Raw genomic sequence first — 20,170 nt, forward strand, 5'->3', positions numbered from 1 at the left:
ACTTCGAGGAGTTTTTCATTGATTAAGCGGCGTGTTGTTGTTACCGGCCTGGGAATGCTAACTCCGGTCGGTTTAAATGCAGAGCAAACCTGGCGTAATATTCTAGCGGGTAAAAGCGGTGTTGGCATGGTTGAAGGTTTTGACACTACTGACTATCCCACTAAAATATGGGCTAAGGTAAAAAACTTTAATATTGAAGACTATGTGCCGCTCAAGGAAGCTCGGAAGATGGATGTATTCACCCAATACGGTATAGTGGCCGCAGAGGAGGCCCTTGCCGATTCGGGATTGGTTATTGATGAACAGCTTTCTTTAAGAGCTGGTGTTGCGGTTGGTGCTGGAATCGGCGGTATTGAAACCATTACCAACAATCAAGATAAGTTGGTGGCTGGCGGACCACGTAAAGTATCGCCATTTTTTATCCCTGCAGGCATTATCAATATGGTAGCAGGGCAGATTTCAATTAAACATCAATTAAAAGGACCTAATATTTCCGTGGTTACTGCTTGTACCACTGGAACTCACAATATTGGTTTGGCCGGACGTATGATTGCTTATGGGGATGCTGATGTTATGGTATGCGGTGGTGCAGAAATGACGACTACCCCTCTATGCTTGGCCGGATTTTCAGCAGTTCGCTCTTTATCCAAGAGAAATGATGAACCCGAAAAGGCTTCCCGTCCGTGGGATAAGGATCGTGATGGGTTCGTAATGGGAGAGGGTGCAGGTATTTTAATCCTTGAAGAATATGAACACGCTAAGGCGCGTGACGCCAAAATTTATGCAGAATTAGTTGGATTCGGTATGTCTGGTGATGCTTATCATATCACCGCTCCCGATGAGGATGCTGATGGTGCTACTCGTGCTATGGAAGCTGCAGTAAAAGATTCTCATATTGATGTGAGTGAGATTGATTATATCAATGCACATGGCACTTCAACCTACTTAAATGATTTAAATGAGACAAAAGCAGTAAAACGTCTTTTTAAGGACCATGCCTATAAGTTGGCTATTAGTTCAACAAAATCGATGACAGGACACTTGTTAGGTGCTGCCGGTGCAGTAGAAGCTATTTTTAGTGTGCTTGCTATTAAAGATCAGATAGCGCCTCCAACAATTAATCTGGATAATCCTGACGAAGGCTGCGATTTAAATTATGTGCCTCATCGACCTCAGGAAATGCGTATCAATTACGCATTAAGTAATTCCCTGGGCTTTGGTGGTACTAATGGAAGTTTAATATTTAAGCGAGTGTAAATGAAACACTGGCTTAAGACAATTATACTGGGGGGTATTATTCTCAGTTTAATTAGCTTCTCATTAGTCGGTTCTTATCTTTATCTTTTACTTAAAAAACCCATGATGACTGGTAATCTGCCAGTCATTGTGTCAGTTAATAAAAATACTTCTGCAGCCTCTTTTATTCATACCCTGCAATCCAAACATTTAATAGATTCCGGTCGTCTATTGTTAACATTTATTCGCATAAGGGGTTTGGCGCCGCATTTAAAAGCAGGAATTTATGAAGTACTTCCAGGTGACACTGTGCAACAATTTCTTAATAAAGTGGTTGCAGGACAAGTTCTGATTGCATCATTCAGTATTATTGAAGGAACTACAGTTAGCCAGATAAAAGCTAACCTAAATAGTGCCCAGTTTTTAAATTATAACGACAGTGACTGGTTAAAGATTGAGGGTAACTATGCTAATCCAGAGGGTTTATTGCTTGCCGATACCTATAATTACGCTGCGGGTAGTGATGCCGCACAGCTACTCAAGCTTGCAAATCAGAAATTAATGCAGTATTTGGATAACTGCTGGAATAACCGTTCTCCAGGGTTACCCTATAAATCTCCCTATGAATTACTTATTGTCGCCTCTATTCTAGAAAAAGAAAGCTCCTTACCCGCAGAAAGAAAACTGATTGCAGGTGTTGTAGTTAACCGTTTGAAGAAAAATATGCCTTTACAGATGGATCCAACGGTTATTTATGCATTAGGAATCAATTACCAGGGGAAATTAACCCATGCGAATTTAGCAGTTAACTCGCCCTACAATACTTATCGCTATCGCGGCTTGCCTCCCACACCTATTGCAATGGTGGGTAGAGATGCTATAGAGGCAGCAGCGCATCCACAATTTACCGATTATCTCTATTTTGTTGCAAAGGGTGATGGTTCACATCAATTTTCAGTCAGTTATGAGGAACAAAAGAAAGCTATCGCTCGTCTAAAAACCAAAGGATTATCATGACAAAACAAGGGCGTTTTATTGTGGTTGAAGGCCTTGAGGGAGCCGGAAAATCCACGGCCATTCAAACGATTAAGCGATATTTGGAAAATCATGTTCCTAATGTGCTGCTAACAAGAGAACCAGGGGGTACTCGTGTTGGAGAAATGATTAGAACAATCATTAAGGAAGAAGTTGATGGTGAGATACTCGACTCTCGTGCCGAATTACTTTTACTTTATGCAGCTAGAGTGCAATTAGTCGAGCAAGTGATACGACCTGCCTTAAATCAAGGTTACTGGGTTCTGGCTGACCGATTTGAATTATCAACATTTGCCTATCAAGGTGGCGGCAGACACCTTGATGAAGACATGATTTCAACCTTATCTACATTCTGTTTACGAGGATTTAAACCAGATTTAATTTTCTTTCTGGATATTGAGCCAGAACAAGGTCTCAATCGTGTACGACAACGTGGCGCTTCTGATCGCATGGAGCAAGAATCACTTCTATTTTTTACGAATGTCTATAATAGTTACCAGCGTATGATTAAGGCGATGAACAATGTAGTTTGCATTGATGCTAGTCAGCCAATGAATATCGTGCAACAATCCATAATCACACAACTTGAAACATTTATAGCCCACAATGCAAGTGTTTAACTCTTCGGAAGTAGATTCGCCTCTCGCGTTTTGGTGGGAGCAATTTCGTACTATTTATGAAAGACAATATTTACCGCATGCGCTTTTATTAATTGGTCCACAGCATGCAGGTTTAATTGCTTTTTCTTACAAGATGGCGTCTGTTGTATTGTGTTCTCAAGATAATAAACCTTGTGGAAAATGCAAATCCTGTCGCTTGCTGCAGGCAAAAGAGCATCCCGATGTCACTCAATTGCAGCCTGAAAAAGTAGGCGGTGTGATTAAAATTGATCAAATCCGTGATCTACAAACGGTAGCGTTTACCTCACCTCAGTTAGGTGGCAAAAGGATAATTATTATCCATCCCGCCGAGAAAATGAATGTTGCTGCGGCAAATGCTTTATTAAAACTGTTAGAAGAGCCGCCTTCTTGTTTGCTTTTTATATTAATTGCTGAGCAAGTTAGTACGGTATTGCCCACTATATTAAGTCGTTGCCAACAGTGGCGATTTTCCAATAATGAAAGCACCAGTATAGATGACCTGACTATAGGCGAACATTATCACTCTGAAAGTGAACGAGGAAAAATTTTTAGCTACCTTACGACAATACTGCAAGATTTATTGGATTTGAAAAATAGAACAACTTCCGTCTGTAAGATAGCTACTAAATGGCTAACGTATGAATTTAATGAGTTAATCTGGCTGCTTTATTTGCTAAATTCTCAGCTTATTCAGACGCGATTGGCTGGAAGTTTGCCCGAGAAAAGTTGGTCTTCACAAGTTTATCAGCTCTCCCAATGCTTTCATCCTGTTTGTCTGTTTCATCAGCTCGACGAACTGAACCACATAACAAAAAAGTTGAACCAAAACATTAGCATTAATCAAACCCTGGTGTTGGAGCATTTGTTATTGGGGTATACGCAGTGCTAAAATCACTATATCGACCTATATACAATAGAAATTATGCTCGTTGATTCTCATTGCCACCTCAATTTTATTGATTTGACAGAATTTAATAATGATTTAAAAAATGTATTTGCTGCGGCACGTGATAATGATGTTGAACATTTTTTATGTGTGTGTGTAGAACTGAATGACTATCCTGCACTTCGCAACATAGCAGACAATTATCCTGACGTAAGTATTTCAGTAGGTATTCATCCAAACAGTGCCATTGCTCAAGAGCCGGATGCAAGCTCTTTGTGTGAACTATCGAAGCATTCTGCCTGTATTGCTATTGGTGAGACGGGGCTTGATTATTATCGAACTGAAGAAGTAGCAGCCCAGGAGCAACAAAGAGAGCGTTTTCGTAATCACATACAAGCAGCTATCGCTTCATCAAAGCCCTTAATTGTTCATACACGCCAAGCGGCTGAAGATACGCTAAAACTCATGAGAGAGGAAAAAGCGGATGAAATAGGTGGGGTAATGCATTGCTTCGCAGAGGATTGGGAAATTGCCAAACGGGCTCTGGATTTAAATTTTTATATTTCTCTCTCTGGAATTATCACCTTTAAAAATGCTACTACCCTTCATGAAGTGGCAAAAAAAGTACCTGTAGACCGTTTACTCATTGAAACAGACTCCCCTTATCTTGCACCGGTTCCATTCCGAGGGAAGCAAAATCATCCTGCACTCGTAAAGCATGTAGCAATCGCGTTAAGTGAACTACGTCAGATAAGCTACGAGGAAATTGCGTCTCATACGACGGCTAATTTTTATAAATGCTTTAGGTTTGATCGATAACCTTGTAATGAATTGCTTCTTGCACGAACAAATAACCTCTGTTGCTATTGCAAAAAATTCTCGACTTTACTCGTCCATATAAAAACTGCACAACATGCAGATTGAGGAGCAAAAAAACAAGCCTAGTGCTAAAACACTGGTGTTGAAAGCAACCAAAATACCAGTAACTCCACCCACTATCGCTGAACAAGTCATTCTTATTGTATTTAAGAGCGCAGTGGCAGTGCCGGCTTCATGGGGATAATCGGTTAATGCTAGTGCAAATGCCGGGGGATTTGTCAAACTGACACCCAAGTTGACTAACAGAGTAGGAGCCAGAGCCGCTAAGGTTAAGCCCTGGCTATAAAATATTGCAATCATTAAAGTAGAGCTGGAACTCATTATTAAACTGCCTAAGCGAATATTCCAAACCAACGATTTTTTTTCGCGTAATTTAATCCCAATATAGTTGCCCAAAATAAGAACAACTCCATTGCTTCCAAAAAGAATTGAAAAAAGTAGGGGCGAAAAGTTTAAATTATCAATAACGATGTAGGCAGCATTAATTACGACTATCATCACACAGGAATAAGAAGCAGTAACAAGTATAATGCAAATCCACAATCGTCGATGAGATAATATTTTTTTATAATTATTAAGAGAAGTCTGCCATAAAAAGCCGATGTCTGTTTTTCTCCAATGCGCTGATTCTCGTAGCGTTTTTTCTGCGAAGATAAAAATAAAGATAGCTATAAGCTCCATAAGAATAAACGTGGCTTGCCATCCATAATGAATAAAAATCAGTGAGCCAAGTAGCGGGGCAAAAATAGGGGAAACGGAAACGAGCATGGAAATATGAGACAATACTCTTGCTCTATCGGTACTATCCTCTTCATCCCTCGAGGCAGAAAAAGCAACAATATATGCACAGCAAATTGAAAATCCTTGCAGTACACGAGCAGCAATTAGCATTTCTATGTTTACTGAAATAATACAACCAAGGGTGGCCAGGAAAAAAAGAATTAGGCTAAGCCGTAAGGTGATTCTACGACCGAAATAATCAATGAGTGGTCCCCAAATTAATTGCGAAAATCCAAAAACGAAAAAAAATAAACTCAAGGTTAACTGGCCAAGTTCATGAGTCGTATTGAAGTAGCTGGTTATCGCAGGAAGTGCTGGTTGATACAAATCAAAGGTCAATAAAGAAAATGTTGAGAGACTTCCTAAAAGTAAAAAAGGTGTTTTCTTATATTCTTTATCCTGCATTAGAAATTACTTGAATGATTGTGGTTGTAGCCAGCTTAATAAGCCTCTGTTAAGATTTCAATTATATTTCATTAATTGAATAGGTTTAAGATTAGTTTTCCCTGCAGTTGGCAAGAAGAACCCGCTATTCCTATCCTAAGTAAGTAAATCATGAACCCAATTAGTAAAAAGAGAAGAAAATATATATCGGCCTGATGTCTGGCACCAGTATGGACGGTATAGATGCAGCAATGATTGATTTAGAGTCAAATTATTTTATTGCAGGAATTACCCAACCTTATAGTCGGAGAGTGAAGGATTTTCTTGAGCAGATATTTCAGGAAAAATTACACGCTTTATCGGCATTCAGCCAATTAAATACCCTTTTGGGAAGAGAATTTGCTCAAGCTGCACTGGCATTAATTGAGCAAGTCAATTTACCTTGTTCCAGTATTCAGGCAATTGGTAGCCATGGACAGACGGTATGCCATGATGCTACAGCAGACATTCCTTATACGGTGCAATTAGGGTGTGGGCATACAATTGCTGAACTTACGGGGATTACTGTAGTCGCAGACTTTAGAACGCGTGATTTAATTGTGGGGGGGCAAGGAGCACCGTTTGCTCCTATTTATCATCAAGCTTTGTTTAAGCATTACTCATTTCCTTTGGCCGTGGTGAATGTGGGTGGTATTGCCAATTTATCTTATCTTTCTGAAGAATTAACAGTGCATGGCTACGATACAGGGCCAGGGAATTGCCTGATGGATGCCTGGATAAAAAGGCATTTAGGACACGCGTTTGACAAAAATGGTGAATGGGCTACTTCAGGAAAGGTTATTGAGCCCTTGTTAACTGCTCTATTGCAGGATTCTTATTTTGAAAAGATACCCCCTAAAAGTATTGGGAAGGAATATTTTTCTCTGGCGTGGCTTGAACATTATTTACAACCGCAATATTCAACTGTTGATATTCAAGCTACTCTGCTAATGCTAACAGCGCATACTATTGCTCATGCTGTTGCTTTGGAAAAAATGCCCCCGTCACAACTCTTAATTTGTGGTGGAGGGGCACATAATCTGGCTCTAATAAATACCTTGAGCTCGCTACTACCAAATATGTCTGTAAAAAGTACAGAGGCTTACGGTATTAATCCTGATTTTATAGAAGCTTTAATGTTTGCCTGGTTAGCCAATAAGACGCTTACTAATGAAGCATTGGATATGCGTTCAATTACAGGCGCCAAGCGCGCTGCAATATTAGGTACAATCTATCCTGCAGGCATTGACAAACGAAATTGGCTTAGGGTGTAATGTGCATTTTAATTGTTAAGATAGTATTTTGAACGCATATCAATCAAATTATCAACACCCTGGCAAGTTCACCGCATACATCATTTTTCTGCTGTCTGCTTCTTTTTATTTGTACGAATTTGTGTTGCAAGTAGCACCAAGTGTAATGGCTGAATCAATGATGAAGACATTTAATGTTAGTGCGGCGGGGTTTGGTATTGTTTCAGCATTTTATTTCTATGCGTATGCTCCTATGCAGTTGCCTGCCGGATTACTATTTGATCGGTATGGGCCCCGCAAACTAATGACGTTTGCTTTGATACTATGCGCCGTAGGGTCTTTCTTTTTTGCCTCAACAGATAGTCTATTTACTGCCGCGTTGGGTCGCTTTCTTATTGGTATTGCATCAGCATTTTCCTTTATTGGTGTTCTAGTCCTTGTTTCACGCTGGTTTCCACCGCAGCAGTTTGCTTTTTTAGCCGGTATTGCGCAGTTGATGAGCTCTGTAGGTGCCATGTTTGGTGAAATGCCTTTGGCAGCCCTGGTTGGACAAGTCGGGTGGCGAAATGCCAGCTTCATTCTAGCATTGATAGGTTTGGCTTTAGGAGCCCTTATCTGGTTTGTCATTCGTGATTATCCTAATCAACCCACACAAAGTCCTCCAAAGCGGCAACTTATCGAGGAATGGCATCGTTTGGTGAATGTGTGTAAGCGTTCTTATACCTGGCTGACAGGTGCTTATGCATTTGCTATATGGACACCAATAGCGGTTTTTGCTGCGTTATGGGGAGTACCTTATTTGCAACAAAAATATCAGATCAGTGTCATTATGGCTTCGGGCATGTGCAGCATAATATGGCTAGGCATTGGGATTGGTAGCCCTTTATTGGGTTGGATTAGCGATCGTCTCTATAGTCGTCGCTTGTCATTAGCACTTAGTTCAATATTCGGTCTTCTGGCTACCCTTTTATTATTGTATGTACCAAATGTATCAATTAACTGGATGTATGCTGTTTTGTTTATTCTGGGGTTTGGTGCAGGTGGGCAAACCGTTAGCTTTGCGGTGGTGAAAGATAATAATCCTCCTGAGTTAGTAGGAACCGCTTCGGGATTTAATAATCTATCGGTGCTTATAGGTGGCGCTATTTTTCAGCCTTTAGTCGGTGTCATTTTACATCACAGTTCTGATTGGTCCACTGTCAATGGCATTCCTGTCTATCCCATAGAAAGTTATAACAAAGCCTTATTGGTAATGCCGCTTTGTTATTTGGTAAGTTTGATAATTGCACTATTTCTTCTAAAGGAATCTCATCCAGGCCATACAGAATCCGATTCAACGGATTAATATTTGCATCTGTCTTCATTATCTGTGATAGTAAATTTTTAACCTTTGAGATCGGAACATGCCGGAACTTACCCAATACTTAGGAGCAATTGGAGTAGAGTTAACTCAAGAAGCAGTTCTACCTGATTTAACGTTGTTAAATCAAATTATAGCAGCTCATCTTAAACGTTTTCCTTACCAGAATACTGCTCTCTATATAGCTGGTACGAAGGGCGTTGGACAACGAACAGTAAATAGTTTAACGGCCGATGCCCTCTATACGCAATTAATTACTAATAAGCAACCTGGGTATTGCTTTCAAAATATTGAGCTATTAGCTTGGGCATTGACATCACTTGGTTTTCAGGTAAATCGCCATTTAGTAAAATTAGTCAATAAACTTGATGACCAAGTTGCGTTCGAGCTGCTATCTAAAGAGGAGTTTTCTCATGAATGTCTTATTGTGGAGCTTGATAATCACCAATGGCTAATCGATACCGCTTATGCAAATAACAGCTTGCGGACAGCGTTAAAAGTTATACCCGAACAGCAACACATTGGACAAGAACAGTATCGATTTATTTTTGATGAGAATAATTTTTATCTGGAAACTCGCACTAAAGAGGGGTGGTTTTGCCTCTATGTTATTGATAAACAACCTAAGACAAAAGAGGAAATACAAGTGGCTCATCAAAATCTGATTATAAGTCCCAAAAAATTTCCTATTCGAGATAATTTTTTAAAAATGGGCAAGGTGACGGATGAGAAACGAAAAACTCTTGTTTTTTTTAAAGAAAATAAGCAAGGATTTTTTAAATCCATAAATAATTCTTACTATAAAAATAAAGCCGTTTCTTCAATTGAAGAGTTCGCAATAATTGCCAAAGAAAAATTCGACATAACAGTGGACGATGAAGTTAAGGGGCTTTTCGTTTAAGAGAACATGAACTCTCTGTATATACTTCACTTAAATAGGAGTAGCAGGGGTGTTTTTTAAGAGTTTTCAGCAGCTTATAAGTGTTTGTTTCCTCTGCAGATCTAGCACTTGTATTGATAGAAAAGAAATTGAAAAAATTAATGCACGTCGGCCTAGGTTTAATAAGGTTTTTATAAATCTCATTGTGGGGATCGGTCAGAATCTGCATAAGCGCTTCTCCTTCCAAATTTTCTGCAGCTTTAATAAAATCATTTAAAGCCTTTATTTTTTGAGCCAGGATAATACATTGATTACCTCGGATCTGTTTTTGTGTTAAAGCATTTCGGTAGGATTTTATTTCTCTCATAGCTTGAGATTCGGTAAATTTGTTAAAGTAATACAGTTTTTCTTGTTCATTAAAATTACTATGGTACGCGTCTGGGTTATTGATATTTTGACAATCACCAAAGACAAAGTACTCTGTCTCAGCGCTATAAGGAGAGGTGCCAAATTTCATAACCGCAGGAGTTGCGACAAGGATTGGCTTACCATTTGAACTTTTTCGATATTTTACTGCATAGATGGGTAATGTTTCTTGTGTATTACAATTATAGAAATGGACATCAAGCCTATGAGGTTCTCCCATATCGACGTATTTCTTATCAATATTGTCTTTATAGGAAGCATTAAGTATATAAAAACAAGAATGATTAAAGTGATCTCCTACATATAATATTCTTGCATTTTTGGGCTTAAAGGTATCCGAGGATATGAAAGATGATGACCGAGTAGTGTTAGGCATACACTTTCCTTAACAAAAATGAAACAGCAATTAACAAATTTATTGCATTGTACATTTAAAAATTAATATGAGCAATAAATTTTCAATTAATAGAATATAGAATAAAGACATTTATTAACACTTGGAATGCACGAAAACTTTTATCGCGATCTTCAGGGTAAATAAGTTGTTTCATAGAGAAGAATCACCGACACCAAACTTAAATCTCAAAAGCTGCTAATCTTTTATTACGTAATTTTTTTATCTTCACTATGAAAACACAACGAGGTTTAGCCGTTACTACGGATTCAGTTCAGGTTATTGAAAGTATCAATAATTTTCATCATCAAATACTTGGTTCTGGAAATAATGCCATTGCTATTCTTGATGCAGCAAGAGAACACCCTGAAAATTTGTTGTTGCAAACTTATGCTGCTGCATTTTATTTATATGCACAGGAAGACACAGCCACCTCAATAGCAATAAACTATCTTTTACAGGCAGAAAAATTATTAGGCAACAGTAACTTAAGGGAAAAATTAACCTATCAAGCTATTAAGGCATGGCAACGATTGGATTATGATGCGGCGCTTACCTTATTTTATAGTTTGCTAGCACTTTTTCCTCGCGATACCTTGGCTTTAAAATTTGTTGAATGGCTTTTTTATTGTACCGGACAAGCCTATCATGCGCAGCAATTTCTAGAGCTCTGCGAGAAATGTGCTCCAGTTAATCAAGATGAATCTCACTTTTTAGCCACTCATTCTTTTGCTTTAGAGCTTTGTGGGAAATATTCCCAGGCAAAAGCGATGGCTGAGGAAGCAGTGAGCCTCGAGCTTGTTACTCCTTGGGCCCATCACACCTTGGCCCATGTTTACTTGTTAGAAGGTGATATTCAAGGTGGAATCGAGCGGTTGCAAACGCTTAAGAACAGTTGGGAGGGTATTTTGCCCTTATTAAGGGGACATAATACCTGGCATTTAGCCTTGTTTCATTTAGCAAATCGAGATGAAATCAAGACAATGGCGCTTTTTCCTCAGATTTTTGGTACTTTGCCGGATAATTTATTGGAACAGCTTGATGCAATTTCTTTATTATGGCGAATGGATCTTGCTGGATTGCCGCAGGGCCCATTGTTTAATGCCATTTTAGCCCATGTAGGTTCACATCCATTCGAGCATTATATTGGGTTTAATAATGCCCATTTTGTCTATTGCTTATCTAAAACCGATCCTACTTATGCTGAACAAGCTCTTATGGCCATGGAGTTTCATATTAATGCCCTTCCTAATGGTAAGACCAAAGATTTATGGATAAAGACATTTTCTTTATGCCGGGGAATTAAAGCCTTTGTTCAAAACAATTATCAACTCGCTGCTGAACTACTGGAACCTGTCATAGAAGACTGTTTTCAATTAGGTGGAAGTGATGCTCAGGTGGAGCTTTATACACAAACCTATTTGCTTAGCTTGCTTAAAACCCGTCAGACGAATCAAGCGAACCGATTCTTTTTGAAATATTTATCGCATTACCAGAATACTGCTTTAGCAAATTACTGGTTTCATGAGATGAGTTAGCGTTTAGCGGTTTCAAACGATAATTCCGAGCGCACCAAAAAAGCTTTTGCAAGTTGGTTTAAGTTTTCTAAAAGCCAATTTGCCATGGCTTTTTCCTGGTTTAAAATCTGCTGACAAATTTGTTGGGTTTCAGCGTCATCGGCATTTTCAGCAGCGGTAATTAATATTGTATAAGTGGCTATCTCAAGATTTTCAAACACAAAACTGTCAATTGCACCTTGTATGACTTCATCACAAGACAGCATATTTCCCGCAACCTGCCCTAAACCGATAAGTTTAGCTGAAAAATCTTTGAGAAAAGAGTAATGACTTCCTAGATGTTTGATGCATTTTTCAAGCTGGGCTTGTTGAAAAATAGTCTCTTCCAAGTGAAGTTTCATATGTTTTTTCAAACGAGGGTAGTTCTCCAGGCGAAAAATCTGAGTCTTTAGCATTTGTTCGGATTGTTTTTCCATGGCGTGAGCATCTTTCAGCCAGTGTAATAGAATTCCCTTTCTTAAAGTCATTGAACTCTCCTTCGCTCTATCTAATTAATGAGAAGTGGCTATTGCTACATTCTCAGTTGTTATTGCCTCATATCCATTGAGGGCTAAAAAGGAGTATAAATAACTTATCGATAATTATAGATTATTTTTTTGCACTAATTGTCTATTTGCTATACTTTAAAAAATGGATATGACTTAGCCAGTATCCAGACACTGACTATTAATGAATAGGGAGATCGATAATGGACACAAAAAGTTCACAAGCATCATCACCTCGAAGAGTATCAGAAGATTTTAATGCTTCTCCAAGAAATTCAAGAGAATCTCATCTTGGAGAGGCTGCTAGCGTGCTGTTAAATGATAGTAAGAAGGTAGCCAATGAATTGTATGAAGAAGGAAAGCATCGCATCTACGAAGTACAAAGCAATATCAAAAATTATTCAAATAGAATTGCTGACAGAGTACATCATAGACCCTTTATATCGTTATTGGTTGCAGGTGGAGTAGGATTTATTTTGTCTGCTTTGTTTCGACGCTAGAGTGCAAAACCTTGATTACTCAGTGGTAATCAAGGTTTTATATTTAAGCTCTAACTGATAACGAGGTTGAATGACTTATTATTCCTCATGGCTGTCTTATTTTTCATCCACATAGGTAAAAGGTATCCCTGGGTTAATTATTTTTCCATAAAAGATAAAGCACTACATTAATCAAAGCATAGATAAATATTGGTTTAATAATAAAATTAAATAATAAAATTAATTGCAGAAAATGGTCTTGTGAAAACCATAAATAATTAAAAAGCTGGTAAAAACTAAATTCCTGATAAGGCTTAACATATAAAAGAAGCGTAAATTTTTTAATGAGTAAAATCGCGCCTATCATGCAGATTAAGCTATGGCATGACGAGCAACAAATAAAAAGATAAAAAATCTTTTCCGTTTCATTAGTTACATCTGTTTAATGAGCTTGCCATAGAGAGTTAATAAAATATTTTTTGGAGTCGCTATAATTTTTAATAATTTCAAAACCGCTCTCTTTCGCAAGTTTTTTTATTTGTGGGGCAGAATATTTGTAAGAGGATTCAACACGAATGGGTTCAAATTTTTTAAATGTAAAGGATTTTTTCAAAGCACTAATATGAACAATTTGATCTTCCAAGCTAATTAAATAACTTTCCATAGCTCCGGTGTGCGGATTGTAGATTCCATAATGGTAAAATGAATCGAGGTCAAAATTACTCTGTAATTCATTGTTGATACGTCTTAGAAGATTTAAATTAAATTCGCGAGTTAACCCGTCACTATCATTATAGGCACGTAAAAGTATATTAATCTCCTTACGTAAATCAAATCCAATTAAAAAATAATCCCCTTCGTGCAATGAATTTCTTACGTTTTGTAAGAATTTTTTTGCAGCCGGAATATCAAAATTACCAATGCTTGAGCCTAAAAATAATAAAAAATTTCGTTTACTTGAATTCAAACTTAACCATTCAATTCCAGCGATATAATCCGAATTTAAGGCGACAACATTAAGCTGAGGTAGTTTTTGCTTGAATTGATTTACAAGATTATCCAGATATTTTTTGGAAATATCGACGGCATAATAAGTAAACGACAAGTGATCCTTGAGAAACTGGTTAATTAAAATATTGGTTTTTAAACCTTCTCCAGGGCCGAATTCAACAAGATTAAATTCTTCATCTTTTAAAAGATCCGATAATTCCTTTTTATGATGTTTAAGGATTTCCAGCTCACAACCTGTTAGATAGTAATCTGGGTGATGAGTAATCTGGTTAAATAGGCTAGACCCCACTGCATCATAAAAATACTTTGAAGAGAGTTGCTTATTTTTACGAGATAAACCAACCAAAACATCTTGCATAAACTCTTTATTATCCAGAGAGTTATTCGGGTATTTTTGCAGCGTCTGAATTTTAGCGCTCATTATTTATTCTCCTTTAAGATTTGCAGCCAAACGGAGGCCGCTAAACTGCCAGCGCTTTTCGGGTTGAAAAAAATTGCGATAACTTGCTCTAATGTGACTTTGTGGTGTTACGCAACAGCCACCACGTAAAACAAGTTGATTTGCCATGAACTTACCATTGTACTCACCCAACGCTCCTGTCATAGGTTTATAACCTGGATAAGGAATATAGGGGCTGGCCGTCCATTCCCAAAGGTCACCAAAAAATTGCCCTGCATCTTCGCAATGAGCAGGTTGAGGATGATAGAAACCACTCTCAAGAAAATTTCCTTGTTGAGGAGAAATAGGATGACTTGCAACAAAGTATTCCCACTCTTCTTCGGAAGGTAAACGATAACCTCGCCATCTGGCATAAGCATCTGCTTCGTAATAACTAATGTGCGAAACAGGTTCGGCCAGATCTAATAAATTTAAACCATTTAATGTAAATATATACCATTCATTATTAATGTGGTGCCAGTATAAAGGGGTTTTTGCAGTCTGTTGACAAACCCAATCCCAACCGTCAGATAACCACCATTGCGGGTCGTCATAGCCTTTCGCCTCCATAAATTCTAAATACTCACCGACTGTTACTAAGTGTGAGCAAATTAGATAAGGGTTTAGAATTTTTTGGTGAGATGGTAACTCATTGTCAAAGCAAAAATCGCTACCCTGATATCCAATTTCCACGATACCTCCGGGTACTTCAATCATCTTTGGATTGCCTTTTAATGGATTTTTGTCTTTTGCGGTTGAAATTGTCTGATAGGAAGGAAAATCAGGATCGCGCGAAAAATTATATTTGATATCCATCAATAGCAGCTCTTGATGCTGTTGTTCGTGTTGTAATCCCCAGTTGAGTAAATTGGTAAATGTTCCTAATTCATCCTCAGTTAGTTGCTCAATGAATGAAAGAATGGCGTCATTAACGTAGTCACGATAGGCATACACCATTTCGGTTGTAGGTCGTGAAAGCAGGCCACGTTCGGCTCGTGGATAAGGTTTATTGATGCTTTGATAATAAGAATTAAAGCGATAATTAAAAGATGGGGCGAATATTTTGTAGGATTTGAGCATAGGCTGCAAAATGAACGTTTCAAAAAACCAGGTAGTATGTGCTAGATGCCATTTGGGAGGACTCACATCGCTCATACTCTGAATGACATAATCCTCAATAAAAAGAGGTTGACACAGCTTAACTGTTTTTTGACGTACCGTTTGAAAACGGCAGGCAAGCTGTTCTCTATTCATCAAAATAATCCTTTATTTTGTAAGCGCTCTAAAACACAATTATAGTTGAAAACTTTTAAAAACGAATTTGCAACAGAACGGTCTGGTTGCTTAAAAAAATGTTTAATTAATGTTCATGTTATGATATAATCGCTCATCCAAAAAAACCTATAACTCACGACTAGTGTATAGGGGGTTGAGATGGGCCAGTTTGTAAAAGCACGTAATCAGGAATTCATTGAAACTGATAAAGCAGCTTATTATCGCGAGCAATATCAGTCTTATATGACAGGTCCTGAATGGCGTAATGTCGAGATGGCGGAAGAGTATGGTAAGTTCTTACAAGAAGGGCAATCCCTGTTTCATTTCCCCTATTTTCGACAAGTTTACGATCTTTGGCGTGTAATTTTTAATTCCTATGCTGCTGCTAGAAGATATAACAGCCGATCGGAAATATTCTTTTCTGAATACATGTTAATGGATTTGTTCATTGGTTTTTTTACTACATTAGAACTCATTCCCAAAGGCATCCTATCTCTCTTTCTTGTCCCCTTTGTCAATAAAGATAATAAGACGCAAATGCAACAGCATTTAGCTGACTATTATAAAGAATATGCAGCAAATTTAGAAACCATTCCTTTTTACGATCACAAATACAAAGAAAATCGTGAGAAACTCGCGCAAGCTTACAAAGAGTGTACCGATAAAACTTGGGGCGATTGGTTTAGTTGGAAATGTGTATCATTTGAATTATGGGCAAGACGCTGGATTTCTAAACCGTTAAGTTACTGGTTTCATCAAGAAGATAATATAGTTGCGCCGACTACAGATATTCTAGTGAAGATGAATGTAGAGGGAATCGAGGATCCTGAATTAATAAAAACAAATTTTAAGCAAAGGCTTTCTAATCTGGATAGTAGTCTTGTTTCAATAATCAAGGATAAAGAAAACAAGGAGTCTCTCTACGTAAAAGAAAAAAATCCTGAGAAAACCTACACTTCTGTTTATGCCAGATTAAGAGTTCCTCGTTATGCAGCATTTCAACCTGTGCTGCGACAATTAGCTGCTCAGGAAATTAAACTTCGAAAAATCGCCGGTCAAGATCAGGTACAGGTCAAGTGTCTTATCAATGCAGATAATGAAACTAGTTTTCATCTTCGTGAAGAGAAATTAAATCGTATTTCTCATGCTCAACCTTTGTACAGTTATAGTGATCGTATTCATAATTACCGGAAAATTTGCCTGTTTGATGTTCCTGTGAAAAAGCTTTCTAAGGTAGTCATGGAAATAGATAAATGCAGAGAGAGCACTGAAGATTCATCCACCAAAGATGTCGAAGTCAAATTCATTCATAATTTTTAGAGGTAAAACTAATGCCCAAAGCTAAAAAATTCACTGACAGTCTTCCGGAACTTGGTCGCTTTACGTCTATTCCTACTGCCATTATTGATCGCTCTTATCTTAACGAATCAAAGACTTTTTTAGGCAAAACTTGGAATTTTTTCTTCACTCGATTTATTTACCTGACATTATTTCTGCCTCTTGCAATTGTTGATTTATTGGTAGCTGGAGCGTTAGGTTTCCGTTATGCGTTGGGCTCTTTTTTTGTTGCAGATGAATTACAGGAAAAACGCCTTGGCCAACAAAAGAAATATGCCACCATTTTTAGTAAAAACCTTTATGCCCTGGTAGCTTTTCTGGTTGGTTTGTTTAATCCGAAATTAGTTGCTTTTTACTTTACGCCTGAAAAAACTTCAGAAAATGGTATTACTGCTGGTGGTAGTTATTATCGCGATGAGCACGCCGAAGTTTTGACACCAGAAACTCCTGAAGAAATTCAGCATATTATTCGCGGAGCCATGGAAAACGAAGTAAAAATAATGCCTGTGGGTGCAGGACGCAGCCAGGGAAAACAATTTTTACCTGAGGGTGGTAACAAGCATGTTGTACTCGATATGAGCAAGTTTAATACAGTCGAAATCGATTCGACTAAGAAAACTGCTACTGTCGGTGCTGGGGCACGTTGGATCGATATTCAGAAGAAAGCCAATGAACATAAGTTAGCATTAAAGGTAATGCAAGCTTCCAATGTTTTTTCTGTGGGTGGTTCTGTAGGTACTAATATTCATGGTTGGGATCATATTACAGGTGTTTTATCGAATACGATTCTTTCTATGGATATCATTACTCCTACCGGAGAGCTGAGAAAGAATGTAACCCCCGAGGATCCTTTATTCCATCAAGTTGCAGGCGGTATAGGGTTATTTGGGACCGTTGTTAGTGTCAAATTGCAACTAACAGATAATGAGCTACTGAAGGAAGTAGGAACAAAAGTTGAGATTAAAGACTATGTGGAACATTTCCGTAAAAATGTAGATGCAAAAGACAATATTCGCATGCATTTATACCGGTTATCTTTGGATCCAAATGGTCTATTAAAGACAGGAGTAGCTGTTGATTATGTCCGTGAGGGAGACGAGGTTACACGCGTTGTAACTCCTAATGTAACTGAAGAGGCACATCAAGGTACACGATTTAATCAAATCATGCTCAATTTGGCTCGACGCCTTGGTTGGATTAGAAAAAAATATTTTGATAGTGAAGCCGCTCGTTTGTTAGCGAATAACTCGCCTGCTATGAGTATTAATGAAATCATGCGGCCCCCTGTCAATGCCTTGTTTAATCCCTCCGTCAGTGAAGCTGAGTGGTTACAAGAATTTTTTCTTCCTGGTGAAAGCTTGTCCGAGTTCTTGGAAAAACTAGGACAATTGCTGATGGACAACAAGGTTATTTTACTAAACGCCTCCGTACGTTTCGTTAAACAACATGATAAATCACCTTTGTCGTATGCGCATGATGGTGATCGCTTTGCAGTTGTATTATGTTTTAATCAATCATTAGCTCCTGATGAAATTATCAAAGCAAAAAAATGGCTTCGTAAAGCCCAAAATTTGGCTGTGGAGCAGGGTGGAACCTATTATTTACCTTATCAACATGTTTCATCACCTGAGGATTTTGATAAAGCTTATCCTCATGCTCAAGTAGCACAACAAGTGAAAGAGGAGGTAGATCCCCATCAGGTATTTACCAGTGGTTTCTATCAAAAATATATGGTTCCCAAGCCAGGAAAAGTGAATTACTTTAAAGAGTTAATGCAGGATGAGAAACGGAAAAAATTGTTTGAAGGCTTTCTGGATAATGTATTGCAACGTGTTGATAAGGAAAAACTCTATCATTTACTCACCGAGATTATGGAATATAATGATACTCATGAGGAAATTTACACTGAGCTTTGCAAAAGATTGCCTGAGGTAATGCCTTCTGCGTTGAGTGGGTTTCGACGTATTCTTAATTCCCTCGCAAGTATTAAGGAAGATTTGGCCTCTCAGGCAAAAGCATTGTTATCCAATGTCACCACAATTAATGGCTTAGTGGAAATAGGTTATCCCGGCCGCTTTGTTGAAGGTTTTAAAAAGAACTTTAAGGTCGTTGGTAATATTGCCGCAGTTTATGAAGGTCAATCAGTAACTGATTATATTCAAACCGGTTTTCCAAGACCTTATCACCAATTTGCCAAACTCGATTACAATAAACCAAACTTGAGCACGCTTAAAGATAAAAGTGCGGATGTCATTACTTGTTATGTCGGGCTTCATCATTTTCCTGAAACAGAACTTGATCATTTTTTAGCGGAAGTCAGAAGAGTATTGCGCGATGGAGGCCAATTTCTGTTGGTAGACCATGATGTAAATGATGACCCTCACAGTGATTCAATGACGATGGCACACATGGCGCATACAATTTTTAATGCTGTGACGGGTGCGAGTGTGAAAGAAGAACTTCAAGAAACCAGAAATTTCCATTCCATGAGTTATTGGATTCAAAAGCTGACAGAGCATGGTTTGTCCTGTGGAATTGATGAGTCAGTTAAACACATTAGAGTGGGTGATCCGAGTCTCAATCGAATGATCAGTTTTGTGAAGAAAGAACCTCAATTACAAAACAAGCATGAAGCAGCAAATGAAGTACTTGAGTGTGTCGAGAATCCTTCCCCAAGCAATACTCCAGTAGTAGGTCATTGGAGAAAAGCTACTGAAACAATCTCTATCTCTGAATATAAGGATACTTTATTTGCAAGGGAAGATACTGATTCCCCATCAAACGATACTGCAGGTCTTCAATTAACCCGTTTTTAGTTTTTATGCTTCAGTGAATCTCAGAGCAAGATCATCCTATTTTGAATTAATTTCACACGATTATCTTGCACAATTACCGTCCTCCTGAGCAAAGCCCGTCCTCCTGAGCAAAGCCCGTCCTCCTGAGCAAAGCCCGTCATCCTGAGCAAAGCCCGTCCTCCTGAGCAAAGCCCGTCCTCCTGAGCAAAGCCCGTCCTCCTGAGCAAAGCCCGTCCTCCTGAGCAAAGCCCGTCCTCCTGAGCAAAGCCCGTCATCCTGAGCAAAGCGAAGGATCCCCAGCAGATAAAAATCCCGCTCTTTGAACGAAGAGCTCCTTCGCTTTGCTCTGGATGACGCCTTGTGGCTAATTTAGATAAAGTATGATTTTGCCCTGCAGTGAATCTGAAGCATAAACCTTACTCACTTGACAGATTTGTTTTTCCATCCATACTTTAAAAGGTTCCTACTAAAAAGTGGTAAAAAATTTTGTAAAAATGTCATGATTTTCACAAAAACAACTTGACTAAATTTTAATCATGAACTATAGTTATAGAGTTGCATTCAAGAGATGTAATTCA

The 20,170-nt window shown here is 38.3% G+C and carries 17 protein-coding genes; 12 read left to right on the top strand and 5 right to left on the bottom strand.

The genetic code is table 11. From position 1 onward, the window contains the following. Positions 1–18: 18 nt before the first annotated feature. Genes fabF through clem_RS06235 form a run of 5 tightly spaced genes read left to right on the top strand, consistent with a single transcriptional unit; the run spans position 19 to position 4,617 of the window. A complete protein-coding gene (gene fabF / locus clem_RS06215; protein ID WP_094090839.1) occupies positions 19–1,257 on the top strand; it encodes a beta-ketoacyl-ACP synthase II in 1,239 nt (412 codons plus the stop codon). Further along, positions 1,258–2,253: an endolytic transglycosylase MltG gene (gene mltG / locus clem_RS06220; protein ID WP_094090840.1), complete on the top strand. Its 996-nt coding sequence runs from the start codon at positions 1,258–1,260 to the stop codon at positions 2,251–2,253. It begins immediately after the preceding gene. Beyond that, the gene (tmk, locus tag clem_RS06225) at positions 2,247–2,891 is read left to right on the top strand and encodes a dTMP kinase (protein WP_198333263.1); all 645 of its coding nucleotides are present in this window, start codon (positions 2,247–2,249) and stop codon (positions 2,889–2,891) included. The genes mltG and tmk overlap by 7 nt, the downstream gene beginning before the upstream one ends. Continuing rightward, complete coding sequence (gene holB / locus clem_RS06230; protein ID WP_094090842.1) at positions 2,878–3,801, top strand: DNA polymerase III subunit delta'; 924 nt, start codon at positions 2,878–2,880, stop codon at positions 3,799–3,801. Before tmk ends, holB begins: the two co-directional genes overlap by 14 nt. Positions 3,802–3,834: 33 nt before the next feature. Then, a complete protein-coding gene (locus clem_RS06235) occupies positions 3,835–4,617 on the top strand; it encodes a TatD family hydrolase (RefSeq protein WP_094090843.1) in 783 nt (260 codons plus the stop codon). 66 nt (positions 4,618–4,683) lie between these two features. On the opposite strand, the gene clem_RS06240 is transcribed toward clem_RS06235, so the two are convergent. Next, positions 4,684–5,862 (bottom strand): multidrug effflux MFS transporter, encoded by a 1,179-nt coding sequence (locus tag clem_RS06240; RefSeq protein ID WP_094090844.1) that lies wholly within the window; start codon positions 5,860–5,862, stop codon positions 4,684–4,686. 209 nt (positions 5,863–6,071) lie between these two features. On the opposite strand from clem_RS06240, the gene clem_RS06245 reads away from it, so the two are divergent. The 3 genes from clem_RS06245 (at position 6,072) to clem_RS06255 (ending at position 9,394) form a co-directional block, all read left to right on the top strand. Continuing rightward, the gene (locus clem_RS06245; RefSeq protein ID WP_232505577.1) at positions 6,072–7,154 is read left to right on the top strand and encodes an anhydro-N-acetylmuramic acid kinase; all 1,083 of its coding nucleotides are present in this window, start codon (positions 6,072–6,074) and stop codon (positions 7,152–7,154) included. Positions 7,155–7,311: 157 nt separating this feature from the next. Next, a complete protein-coding gene (locus tag clem_RS06250; RefSeq protein WP_408606882.1) occupies positions 7,312–8,478 on the top strand; it encodes an MFS transporter in 1,167 nt (388 codons plus the stop codon). Positions 8,479–8,536: 58 nt separating this feature from the next. After that, on the top strand, positions 8,537–9,394 hold the full coding sequence (locus tag clem_RS06255) for an arylamine N-acetyltransferase (RefSeq protein WP_094090846.1): 858 nt from the start codon (positions 8,537–8,539) through the stop codon (positions 9,392–9,394). Here clem_RS06255 and clem_RS06260 read toward each other — a convergent pair. Further along, complete coding sequence (locus tag clem_RS06260) at positions 9,375–10,175, bottom strand: hypothetical protein (RefSeq protein ID WP_094090847.1); 801 nt, start codon at positions 10,173–10,175, stop codon at positions 9,375–9,377. The genes clem_RS06255 and clem_RS06260 overlap by 20 nt on opposite strands. Before the next feature lie 251 nt (positions 10,176–10,426). Between clem_RS06260 and clem_RS06265 the strand changes: the two genes are divergently transcribed. After that, positions 10,427–11,731 carry a tetratricopeptide repeat protein gene (locus clem_RS06265; RefSeq protein WP_094090848.1) on the top strand — a complete coding sequence of 435 codons (1,305 nt, stop codon included), beginning with the start codon at positions 10,427–10,429 and terminating at the stop codon, positions 11,729–11,731. On the opposite strand, the gene clem_RS06270 is transcribed toward clem_RS06265, so the two are convergent. Further along, positions 11,728–12,237 carry a ferritin-like domain-containing protein gene (locus clem_RS06270; protein ID WP_094090849.1) on the bottom strand — a complete coding sequence of 170 codons (510 nt, stop codon included), beginning with the start codon at positions 12,235–12,237 and terminating at the stop codon, positions 11,728–11,730. The two genes, clem_RS06265 and clem_RS06270, sit on opposite strands and share 4 nt — an antisense overlap. 221 nt (positions 12,238–12,458) lie before the next feature. Here clem_RS06270 and clem_RS06275 point away from each other — a divergent pair, with 221 nt between their 5' ends. Continuing rightward, on the top strand, positions 12,459–12,755 hold the full coding sequence (locus tag clem_RS06275) for a hypothetical protein (RefSeq protein WP_094090850.1): 297 nt from the start codon (positions 12,459–12,461) through the stop codon (positions 12,753–12,755). Positions 12,756–13,176: 421 nt separating this feature from the next. On the opposite strand, the gene egtD is transcribed toward clem_RS06275, so the two are convergent. Together egtD and egtB are read right to left on the bottom strand one after the other, a co-directional pair. After that, entirely contained in the window at positions 13,177–14,166 is a 990-nt protein-coding gene (egtD, locus tag clem_RS06285; protein WP_094090852.1) for an L-histidine N(alpha)-methyltransferase, read from the bottom strand. A gap of 3 nt (positions 14,167–14,169) precedes the next feature. Beyond that, entirely contained in the window at positions 14,170–15,438 is a 1,269-nt protein-coding gene (gene egtB, locus clem_RS06290) for an ergothioneine biosynthesis protein EgtB (protein WP_094090853.1), read from the bottom strand. Positions 15,439–15,618: 180 nt separating this feature from the next. Here egtB and clem_RS06295 point away from each other — a divergent pair, with 180 nt between their 5' ends. Then, positions 15,619–16,779 carry a hypothetical protein gene (locus clem_RS06295; RefSeq protein ID WP_094090854.1) on the top strand — a complete coding sequence of 387 codons (1,161 nt, stop codon included), beginning with the start codon at positions 15,619–15,621 and terminating at the stop codon, positions 16,777–16,779. Between the two features lie 11 nt (positions 16,780–16,790). Then, positions 16,791–19,613 (top strand): FAD-binding protein, encoded by a 2,823-nt coding sequence (locus clem_RS06300; protein ID WP_094090855.1) that lies wholly within the window; start codon positions 16,791–16,793, stop codon positions 19,611–19,613. The last annotated feature ends 557 nt before the right edge of the window (positions 19,614–20,170 follow it).

The organism is Legionella clemsonensis, assembly GCF_002240035.1.
Taxonomy (GTDB): Bacteria; Pseudomonadota; Gammaproteobacteria; order Legionellales; family Legionellaceae; genus Tatlockia; species Tatlockia clemsonensis.